A 10,166-nucleotide genomic window follows, 5' to 3' on the forward strand; every position below is an offset into this window, starting at 1 on the left:
AGGACGACAAATGACCACCACGATGATGGATCGCAACACTTCCGAAAGCCACGCGGCGCCAGCCATGGAGCGGATGCGCTACGCTCGGCGGCTCTGTCGAACCACCGCTCTGGTCGCGGTGATGATGCTGCTTAACGCGGTGATCTGGCCCTCCTGGGCGGTGGCCGTGGAAGTGGAACGCCAGAAAGAAGCCCAGGCGCAAGCTCGCTGGGAAGCACGCCATCAGTCCCTGGATCAGGTGCTCCTTGGCATCCGCCAGGAAGCCAGGGACGGGCGCTCGATGATGGCGGACACGCTCGCCGAACGAAATCAGGGCTTCCTGGGCAAGGCCCGTTCGCTGCTTGGCATCGAACAGGCGCCCGCCGAGGCGTTGCCCCGTCTGCAATGGCTCTCACAGCGGGCGGCCAACCTGCACGAGCAAGCCCTGGCCTCCTTCGATGAAACCGAGGCGCATTTGAGGAAGAAGGAGCTGCCGCGACGAATTCTCGACCGCAATGACCGTGCCCGCGAAGAATACCAACGGGCTTACGCCACCATGCGCGAAACGTTGAATCAGGCCCTCGATTCCGATTCACTCGGCGAGCAGGAAGAGGCCATGGCGGCGCTGGTTGACTTCATGGATCGCTTCACCCTCGACAAGCCCCGCGACCCCTTCGACCCGAACAAACTGCCCTGGCGCACCCCGGACCCGGACAGGACGCCGACCCCGGCCCGGTCCGCCGAGGCCCTTAGTCAGCGCACCGGTTTGCCCCGTTTTGAGCAAGGGCTCGAACTCGCCAGCCTGAATAACAACGCCGCCCTGAGCGTGGCGCCGGGCGCCCCCACGGACGAGGCCCTGGCCGCTACCCTGGATGCGCCGCAAACGCCTGCCATCCAGGCCAAAGCCGCCGAACTCGACCACGACCCGGTCCGTATCTACCAATGGGTGCGCAACAACATCGAGTTCATCCCCAGTTACGGCTCCATTCAAGGCGCCGAGTACACCCTGGAACTGGGCAAGGGCAATGCCTTCGACACCGCCAGCCTGCTCATCGCCCTGTTGCGAGCCTCGGACATCCCGGCCCGCTACGCCATGGGCACCGTGCGCATGCCCGCCGACCAGGTCATGAACTGGGTTGGCGGCGTCAACGTGCCCAGCGCCGCCGGCAACCTGATGGGGCAGGGCGGCATCCCCAACACCGGCCTGACCCGGGGAGGCCAGATCAGCCACTTCGAACTGGAACACATCTGGGTGGAAGCCTGGATCGACTTCCACCCCAGCCGCGGCGCCGATCACCGCACCGGTGATACCTGGGTACCCATGGATGCCAGCTTCAAGCAGTACCAATACAGCGAAGGTATGGACCTACAGGACCAGGTCCCCTTCGACGCCGAAGGCCTGGCCCGCACCATCGAACAGGAAAGCACCATCAACGAAGAGGAAGGTTGGGTGCAGGGTGTGCCCCAAATGACTATTGAGAATGTTGTAGAGGGTTATAGAGGGCGCCTGGAAAAACATCTAGAAAATCAAAATGCATCAATTAAGGAAACTATTGGTGGGCACGATATAAAAAAAATCATTAGTAAACAATTTTCTGGTGCCTTGCCATATGAATTGGTGACGCGAGAGCTTTTTACGAATGAGATTCCTGAAAAATTGAGGTGGAGATTCAGCTATGAGCTTTACGATGTCTCCTATGGGTTAAAAGGTACTGCGATCTTGGTCATAAATGAGGCTACGGCAAAATTGGCAGGTAGGAAACTGGCATTGTCGTTCTTTCCGTCTAATAAAGAAGATGAGGCAGCGATAGATAGTTATCTTCCAGATTATAGCAGCGAAGATGCCGAGACCAGTTCGTCACATAGTTTGCCGGGGTATTTGATTCGCTTATCGGCGGAATTCTCCGTTGATGATGAAATTGGTGCTTCTTCAGAGAAAGCCATACCTCTAGGCCAAGGGTTGCATTCCGAAATGGGGTACTGGAGTCCTATGTATGGGTGGGAAACTACAGAGAATCGGCCAGTTTCTGGAGAGTATAGATCTATAGCACTGGATCTCCAGGGTGTTAGCTTAGGGGCAGTAAATAAAAACAAATCAGATGTTTATCATGTAAATGATAAAATAAAAAGAGAGGATTATTTGGGGTTGAATAAAAGAGATTTGGTTGGTGATGCTCTCTATGGAACAATAAATAACTACTTCTTTTTAAATGATGTCCAGGACTCTGTTTCTGAGCGAGCATCTAAAAGCGTGGGTTATCGGGCCCCCAGTTATGGGGTTTTTGCCAGTGCCCTTGAGGCCGAGTACTGGTTTGGAGCCCCTCGCAATGTGAGCGTTGTTGGTTTGGCCATGGATGTAGATAATATGCGAAGTATCAGAGTTGATAAAAATAATAACCATGAAGACTGGGTTGGGTATAATAAGATTTTAGGTATGAGGATGTCGGCCATGGAGCACTTGGTTCCGGAAGAGATGTATGGTTTGAACGATAATGTGGAGGCCTTTAGTGCCGTTAAAGCGATGCATGTGGCTGCGAAAGAAGGGCAGAGGATATGGCAAATAAATTCTCAAAATGTTGATGTGGCATTGTCCGAAATTAAACTAAGTGGCTCCGTTAGAAAAAATATAAGAAATTCTGTTATGGCCGGAAAGGAGGTGACTGCCCATGAGAGTATGATTAATATCCAGGGTCGAAAAATGGCTGGTTATATTGTCATCGATCCTGAAACTGGTTCTGGTGCATACATGATATCCAGTGGGGAAAGCGGCGGTTTTTTGCAGACGGCCCTGGCAAGTTTGTTGGGTTTTCTGGGAGGTCTGACTGAAGGAGGAAATAGAGCCGAACCCCCAGTGTTTTCTGATCGACTTAGGAAGTTGGTAAAAAACGCGAGATACGTATCCGTTCTTGGAGCTATTGCACTCTTTTCGGATGCTTTGGTCACTCTGACGAGTTCAGATTTGGGTTGGGCAAGTAAGCTTGGCCGTATATCTACAGCCGTATTTGCTTACGCGGCGACAGCGATTCTGACGGCCTCGGCATTTGCGTTTGCAGGGCCTGTCTTTGCTGCTATTGCCGGGGCTTTGCTTGCCGGTTTTCTTACCGCACTACTTTCCAGATTCAACGAAAGATATTTTTCTAAAATAACGGGGAATAGAAGAAAGTGGGCGTTTTATGCTTGATTGGTTAATAATTGTCTTTGTGTTTTTTGTTTCCTCGGTGTCGTGGGGCTTGTTTGTTTTTTTGTCTTGGGCAAGAAAGTGGCCCAAGGTTGATGTGGCGCTTGGTGATATGGATGTGAAAAAATACAAAATACAAGGAAAAATATATTATCGTCCGGCAGCTAAATATAGTTACAGATGGTCAGGCGAAGAATATCTGTCGTCGGTTTTGTTTCTCATGGGTGGCCGATCGTATAGAGATCGAAAGTCAGCTGAGATCGTTTTGGGATTCGGATCTGCTCACGTTTGTCCGATTTTTCCCAGGTTCAGTTATGTTTATCAGGATAAAAGAGCCTATTGGGGATTCTTTTTGTTAGGGGTTATAGGTCTTTCCTTTTGTGGTTTTTTTTACTCATGGATAGTATAGGTATACAGTGATGGTTATTATCTGGCAGTCCCCTCCTGACGAGCAGTTTCAGTGAAGAACCCACCGTGGCCCTAGCGGGGAAAAGCCTGTCACTCTCCTTCTCCCCGGTGACCCAGGAGGATGAAGACACCCTGGTCAGCTATCTTCCCGACGCCGACGCCGACGAGGACGGTAAGCTGGACCCGGGCGAGCTTCCGGACATCCTGCCCGGTCATCTCATCAATCTGAAAGCACGATTCTCAATCGGATCGGAAACCGTTGCGAACCCGGAACAAGAACCGGCCATGGGCTCGGGCCTCGCCTCTGAAATGGGCTATTGGCAACCGGGTCGCGGATGGGATACCTCCGAGAACAAGCCGATCGCCGGTGAATTCCGCGCGCTTGCTCTGGATCTGCAAGGCATAAGCGGGTCGGCGGCGGAAAAATGGCTGTGTGGGCTTCTTTTTTTGCTGGTAGTGTGGCGGCGTCATTTTTCTCTGCGCAATGGTCTTGTAAAAGGTAGAGTAGATGATCAGGAAAGAGTTTTTTCTAAGAATAATGTTGATCGCCTTGGCCTGGGCTCTTGCCTCGGGTGGGTTGATTAAGGGTTATTACTATATGGCCGCGCTTTCCTTGTTTCTCGGGATCTGGCTCATTGCCATGCCGGATCGCTATAAGAAGGGCCAGGGACGGATGGCTTGGTCGGTAGTGGTTATCGTTTTCGTGGTGCTATGCGGGTTGTTGTACTGGCGCGGGTTGTCCTATTAGACAGCCGGCCTTGATAGAGGGTAGATATCGCAGTGGCGATGATAAGGGGGCGAGCTTGCCGCTGCGGATGAAAAAGCCCGGTGATCCGAAGGCGCCGGGCGGGGAGAGCGTCGCCGGCGCCGGGGGTGGACCACCGGGGGGAAGGGGAGTGGCGGGCTAGAGCAGAATCAGCGTGGAGGTGGCGCTGGCGTAGAGGGTGCCGTCGGCGCCGGTGAGGCGGGCTTCGGTGAAGGCCAGCCGGCGGCCTCGGGAGAGGATCTTGCCTTCGGCGCGGACCGGGCCGGTGTTTTTGGTCATGGCCTTGTGATAGGCGACTTTCAGTTCGGCGGTGCTGTAGCCCTGGCCGGCGGCGAGGGTGGAGTGCACGGCGCAGCCGCAGGCGGAGTCCAGCAGGGTGGCGGCGTAGCCGCCGTGGACGGTGCCAATGGGGTTGTAGACCTTTTCCGTGGGGGTGCCTTCGAACACCACCCGGCCTTCTTCCAGTTCGACCAGGGTGAAGTCCATGGTGCGGCCGATGCCGGGGCGGTCGTCGTTGTCCAGGGCGTATTGCAGGGCTTGCAGGCCGGTCATTTCGGCGAGGTTGCTCATTGGGGTTCCTTGGGTTCGGTGGAATGGGATGAGTGCTTAGCCGTGTGGCTGGTGTCCGGGTGCTGGGCGCCGGGGAGTTCGGCGGCCACCGCCTGGAGGAATTCGTTGGAAAGGGCGTCGTTGTCCACGGCGCGGGCCAGGATCAGCCCGCCGACCATGGCGGCGGTGGCGGCCAGGGCCTGACGCCGTTTGCGCGCCGCCCGGCCGCCGGGCAGGGCGCTTTCCACCAGGGCGACAAGGCGCCGCACGCTGCCGGTCATGGCGGCGCGTACCGGCGCGCTTTGACGTGGGGCGTCGTTGGCGAGGGCGGCCACCACGCAGCCGGCGCCGGGATGGTCCCGGTGGGCGCGGGACAGGTAGCGGCCGGCGACGGTGTCCATGGCGAGGGTGCCGTCGGGAGCGCGGGCGTCGCGCCAGCCCTGGCCGGCGGTGTTGATGGCGTGGTCGCAGGCTTCCGCCATCAGCTGTTCCTTGGAGTCGAAGTGGCCGTAGAAGCCGCCGTGGGTGAGGCCGGCCTGTTTCATCAGGGCGGCCACGCCGATGCCGTCGAAGCCCCGTTCGCGGAACAGCCGGGCGGCTTCCTCGACGATGCGTTCCCGGTTGGCGGCGGCCTGTGCCTTGCTGACGCGCATGCCCGTCTCCTGGCTTTTTGATGATGGTCGTCATTTATATATTGATGATGTCCATCATGTAAATAGCTGGCGCATGGCCGATGCAAGGAAACGGTGAATCCGGACATGCGCCCGGTGAAAACCGACGTCCGTGCCAATCGTGCATAAAACCCGCAAGCGTTACGGGCGCGCTTTTCTTTTGTGGGGGGACGTCGTTCAATAGACCGCGTTTGGCGGCTTTGGCCGGGTCCGGAATCCGTGGGAGGAACAACGATGCAAAACGCCGATATTGGCAAATTGGTGCTGCGCCTGGCGCTGGGGATCATGATTCTGCTGCACGGCATTCATAAGCTGCAGCATGGGGTGAGCGGTATTTCCGGGATGGTGGAAGGCGTGGGCTTGCCCGGCTTTCTGGCCTACGGGGTGTTCATTGGCGAGGTGATCGCGCCGATCATGGTGATCATCGGCTATCACACGCGCATCGGCGCGGCGCTGATCGTGGGGAACATGCTGGTGGCCATCGCTCTGGCGCACACCGGCGAGCTCTTCGCGCTGGGTGGTATGGGCGGCTGGGCCATCGAGCTGCAGGGGATGTTCCTGTTCTCCGCCGTGGCGCTGTGCTTCCTGGGCAGCGGCCGCTACGCGATGAAGAACTAGCGATAGCGGGCGGTTCGTGGGAGCGGCCCGGGCGGTGTGCCCGCCGCTTCGGCCGCGATTGCCATAGGATGGTTATCGCGGCTGAAGCCGCTCCTACGACCGTATGTTGTGGGTGTAATCACACGGCCGTGGCGGTGGGTTCTACAATGAGCCCTGCATCATATTCTTGGCGCTGACCTGGCCGTTCAGGGTCCAGAAGTCGTAGAGGATCCCCAGGCCGAACAGGCCGGCGGTGAACAGATAGAGAATGCCGGTGATCCACTTGCCCATGTAGAAGCGGTGCAGGCCGAACACGCCCAGGAAGGTGAGCAGAATCCAGGCGATGTTGTAGTCGGTGGTCCCGGAGCGGTAGCGCAGGTCGGCGTCGCGGTCCATTCCCGGGATCAGGAACAGGTCGATGATCCAGCCGATGAAGAACAGCCCCAGGGTGAAGAACCAGATGGTGCCGGTGATCTGCCGGCCGTAATAGAAACGGTGCGCGCCCATGAAGCCGAAGATCCAGAGGCAGTAGCCGATGACCTTGCTGTGGGTGTCCCGATACATGAATAACCTCTCCTTGCGTTAAACCACGGACCCGAAGGGAAGGGTGGACCTTACAGGTCCACCTGGATGCCGGCGATGACCTGGTTCGCCTTGGCGCGGGCTTTTTCCACGCTGTCGGCGCGGGCCAGGGCCACGCCCAGGCGCCGGCTGCCGCTCACTTCCGGCTTGCCGAACAGGCGCAGGTCGGTGTCTGGTTGCTCCAGGCCCCGCTCCAGGCCGCTGTAGCGCATGTTGGTGGAGTCGCCCTTGACCAGCAGCACCGAGGAGGCGCTGGGGCCGCGTTGCTCGATGAGCGGCACCGGCAGGCCGAGGATGGCCCGGGCATGCAGGGCGAACTCGGACAGGTCCTGGGACATCAGCGTCACCAGGCCGGTGTCGTGGGGGCGCGGTGACACTTCGCTGAACCACACCTGGTCGCCTTTGACGAACAGCTCCACGCCGAAGATGCCGCGCCCGCCCAGGGCGTCGGTGATGGCGCGGGCCTGGCGTTCCGCTTCCACCAGGGCGGCGTCGTTCATCGGCTGCGGCTGCCAGGATTCCCGGTAGTCGCCGTCTTCCTGGCGGTGGCCGATGGGCGCGCAGAAGGCGGTGCCGCCCACGTGGCGCACGGTGAGCAAGGTGATTTCGTACTCGAAATCCACGAAGCCCTCGACGATCACCCGGCCCTGGCCGGCGCGGCCGCCGGACTGGGCGTAATCCCAGGCGGCATCGATGTCGGCGTCGGTTTTCACCAGGCTCTGGCCCTTGCCGGAGGAGGACATCACCGGTTTGATCACGCACGGCAGCCCCACTTCCTTCACCGCCGCCAGGTATTCGTCCTTGTCGCCGGCGAAACGGTAGGGGGAGGTGGGCAGGCCCAGCTCCTCGGCGGCCAGCCGGCGGATGCCTTCCCGGTTCATGGTCAGGCGGGCGGCGCGGGCGGTGGGCACCACGTTGAAGCCTTCCTCCTCCAGCTTGATCAGCTCGTCGGTGGCGATGGCCTCGATCTCGGGCACGATGTAGTGGGGTTTTTCCTGCTCCGCCACGGCCCGCACGGCCTCGGCGTCGAGCATGTTGATCACATGGCGGCGGTGGGCCACCTGCATGGCCGGGGCGTTGTCGTAACGGTCCACGGCGATCACCTCGCAGCCCAGACGGGTCAGCTCGATGGTGACTTCTTTGCCCAGTTCCCCGGAACCCAGCAGCAATACGCGGGTGGCGCCGGCGGCGTAGGGGGTGCCCAGAGTCGTCATGGTGGCGGCTCCTCAATGTCGCGATGGTTCGCCGCGGGCGCGCGGCGGGTGAGGCACGATTGTAGCGGAAAGCGGGCCGGAAGCGACAAGCCGCGGAGCCTCCGTTGGCGGCGGCTTTAGCCGCGAAAGCGCGAAAGCGCTTTGATCGTGGTTGAAGCCGCTCCTACTATGGCCCTCGTTGAACGAGGAAACGAATTCATGGGCGACGACGAGTACTGGATGGATCGGGCGCTGGCGCTGGCGGAACGGGCCGGCGCCGAGGACGAGGTGCCGGTGGGCGCGCTGGTGGTGCGTGACGGCGAGGTGCTCGGCGAGGGCTGGAACCGGCCCATCGGCGCCCAGGATCCCACCGGCCACGCGGAGGTCAACGCCCTGCGCGACGCCGCCGCCCGGCAGGGCAATTACCGCCTGCCCGGGGCCACCCTGTACGTGACCATCGAGCCCTGCACCATGTGTTTCGGGGCCTTGATGCATGCCCGTATCGCGCGGCTGGTGTACGGCGCCCGGGAGCCCCGGGCCGGGGTCTGCGAGAGCCAGCTGGGCCTGCCGGAGCGGAGCTTCTACAACCATCGCGTGGAAGTGCTGGGGGGCGTGCAGGCGGAACGGGCGGCCGGATTGTTGCGGGACTTTTTCCGCCAGCGGCGGGCCCGGGGCACGGATCGCGGCTGAAGCCGCGCTCTTCGTCCGGAGGGATTATTCGCTGGTGGCGAGCAGGGTCTGGCCGTGGCGCTCGGAATTGTCGGCGCGCACCAGCAGATCGTAGTAGTGGCGGATATGGCGCACGTACACCGCCGCCTGACCGCCGGGGGCGGCGCCGTAGCGGAGCTGGTTCACGTAGCCCGGGTCGTCGAGCAGGGTGAGCCGGGTTTTCACGTCCTGCCAGCGGTCCGGGTCGTCGCCCTGGCGCTGGGTAAGAACGCGGGCGTCTTCCAGGTGGCCCATGCCCATGTTGTAGGCGGCCAGGGCCATCCAGGTGCGGTCCGGCTCCTGGATGCGCTCGGGAATGCGGTCGTGGAGCTGGCGCAGATAGCCGGCGCCGGCGCGGATGCTCTGGGCCGGGTCGGTGCGGTCGCTGATGCCCATTTCCCGGGCGGTGCGGTTGGTCAGCATCATCAGCCCCTCGACCCCGGTGGGGGAGATCGCCTGGGCGTCCCAGAGCGATTCCTGGTAGGCCATGGCGGCCAGCAGACGCCAATCGAAGCCGGCGCTTTCGGCGGCCTGGCGGAAGTCCGCGGTGTAGTTGGGCAGCCGGTCGTCCAGGTGGCGGATGAAGCTGCGCGCGGCGTACAGGTCGAACTGGTCCAGGTGGCCGTAGAAGCGGTCCGCCAGGCGCCGGGTGGTGCCGTCCGCCTTGACCTGGGTGAGGTAGCGTTGGGCGGCCAGATAGAGGCTCTGGTCGTCGTTGGCGTCGAACGCCCAGGCCAGGCCCTGGTCCCGGTTCAGGGTGAAACCGGAGGCCAGGTCCGGGAACAGGGCCCGGTGCATGACATAGGCGTTGGAGTTTATCAGGGCGTAGTCGGCGTCGCCCTGTTCGATCAGGGTCAGCACCTGCTCGGCGGAGCCTTTCTCCGCCACGTTGAAAGTAAGGCCCGGGTTGGCCACGCGGGCGTCGGCGAGCATCTCCGCGTGGCGGCTGCCGGCGCGCACCACCAGGGTCTTGCCGGCCAGGTCCGCCAGGCTGGTGGGGCGGGCGTCGCCCAGGCGGTACATCACCAGGGTGTCCACGTTCTGGTAGGGGGTGCTGTAGCGCAGGCCCTGGCGGCCGTCCTCGCCGGCCAGCAGGGCGGCGGCGGCCAGATCGGCCTTGCCGCGGCGCACTGCCTGGCGCAGGGCGTCGCTGCTGTCCAGCTTGAGCAGCTCCAGCTTCACGCCGAGCCGGTCGGCGAAGCCCTGGGCGAGCTCGTATTCCATGCCGGTCAGGCCGTCGGAATCCCGGTACACGGTGGTCAGCGACGGACGCGTGGCCACCACCAGCTCGCCCCGCGCCTGGATGCGTTCCAGGGCGGTGGGGGTGGGGCGCAGGGCCAGGGTGGCGCCGACCACCGCCAGCAGGGCGAGCGGGGCCAGAAGATGCCTGGCCAGGCCGTTTCGGCTTGGTTTCAACAGCGTCGTCATGTCCGTGGGGGCTCCGTTTGTGATCCCGATCACGTAATGCGGGCGCAATTTTGCCGATCAACTGCTTAAAAATCCAGCAAATTTGTCCGACAAAGCGGTAACCGGAT

The 10,166-nt window shown here is 61.1% G+C and carries 9 protein-coding genes; 4 read left to right on the forward strand and 5 right to left on the reverse strand.

From position 1 onward, the window contains the following. Positions 1 to 10: 10 nt before the first annotated feature. Positions 11 to 3,160, forward strand: a complete 3,150-nt coding sequence (locus tag HMJ39_RS17825; RefSeq protein ID WP_194298345.1) for a transglutaminase-like domain-containing protein — start codon at positions 11 to 13, stop codon at positions 3,158 to 3,160. Positions 3,161 to 3,631: 471 nt separating this feature from the next. Then, on the forward strand, positions 3,632 to 4,150 hold the full coding sequence (locus HMJ39_RS17830) for a hypothetical protein (RefSeq protein ID WP_194298346.1): 519 nt from the start codon (positions 3,632 to 3,634) through the stop codon (positions 4,148 to 4,150). Between the two features lie 319 nt (positions 4,151 to 4,469). Here HMJ39_RS17830 and HMJ39_RS17835 read toward each other — a convergent pair whose 3' ends face one another. Both HMJ39_RS17835 and HMJ39_RS17840 read right to left on the reverse strand, forming a co-directional pair. Further along, positions 4,470 to 4,901 (reverse strand): PaaI family thioesterase, encoded by a 432-nt coding sequence (locus HMJ39_RS17835; RefSeq protein ID WP_194298347.1) that lies wholly within the window; start codon positions 4,899 to 4,901, stop codon positions 4,470 to 4,472. Next, positions 4,898 to 5,533 (reverse strand): TetR/AcrR family transcriptional regulator, encoded by a 636-nt coding sequence (locus HMJ39_RS17840; protein WP_194298348.1) that lies wholly within the window; start codon positions 5,531 to 5,533, stop codon positions 4,898 to 4,900. The genes HMJ39_RS17835 and HMJ39_RS17840 overlap by 4 nt, the downstream gene beginning before the upstream one ends. A 252-nt stretch (positions 5,534 to 5,785) precedes the next feature. Between HMJ39_RS17840 and HMJ39_RS17845 the strand changes: the two genes are divergently transcribed. Next, the gene (locus HMJ39_RS17845; protein ID WP_161385068.1) at positions 5,786 to 6,169 is read left to right on the forward strand and encodes a DoxX family protein; all 384 of its coding nucleotides are present in this window, start codon (positions 5,786 to 5,788) and stop codon (positions 6,167 to 6,169) included. A 141-nt stretch (positions 6,170 to 6,310) separates the two neighbouring features. On the opposite strand, the gene HMJ39_RS17850 is transcribed toward HMJ39_RS17845, so the two are convergent. Next, positions 6,311 to 6,712: an NINE protein gene (locus tag HMJ39_RS17850; RefSeq protein WP_161385069.1), complete on the reverse strand. Its 402-nt coding sequence runs from the start codon at positions 6,710 to 6,712 to the stop codon at positions 6,311 to 6,313. Positions 6,713 to 6,762: 50 nt separating this feature from the next. Continuing rightward, complete coding sequence (gene purT / locus HMJ39_RS17855; RefSeq protein ID WP_194298349.1) at positions 6,763 to 7,944, reverse strand: formate-dependent phosphoribosylglycinamide formyltransferase; 1,182 nt, start codon at positions 7,942 to 7,944, stop codon at positions 6,763 to 6,765. A 198-nt stretch (positions 7,945 to 8,142) separates the two neighbouring features. Here purT and tadA point away from each other — a divergent pair, with 198 nt between their 5' ends. After that, entirely contained in the window at positions 8,143 to 8,613 is a 471-nt protein-coding gene (tadA, locus tag HMJ39_RS17860) for a tRNA adenosine(34) deaminase TadA (RefSeq protein WP_161385071.1), read from the forward strand. 24 nt (positions 8,614 to 8,637) lie between these two features. On the opposite strand, the gene mltF is transcribed toward tadA, so the two are convergent. After that, positions 8,638 to 10,059 (reverse strand): membrane-bound lytic murein transglycosylase MltF, encoded by a 1,422-nt coding sequence (mltF, locus tag HMJ39_RS17865; protein ID WP_194298350.1) that lies wholly within the window; start codon positions 10,057 to 10,059, stop codon positions 8,638 to 8,640. Between the last annotated feature and the right edge of the window lie 107 nt (positions 10,060 to 10,166).

Source organism: Alloalcanivorax profundimaris, assembly GCF_015265435.1.
In the GTDB taxonomy this organism is placed as follows: domain Bacteria; phylum Pseudomonadota; class Gammaproteobacteria; order Pseudomonadales; family Alcanivoracaceae; genus Alloalcanivorax; species Alloalcanivorax profundimaris.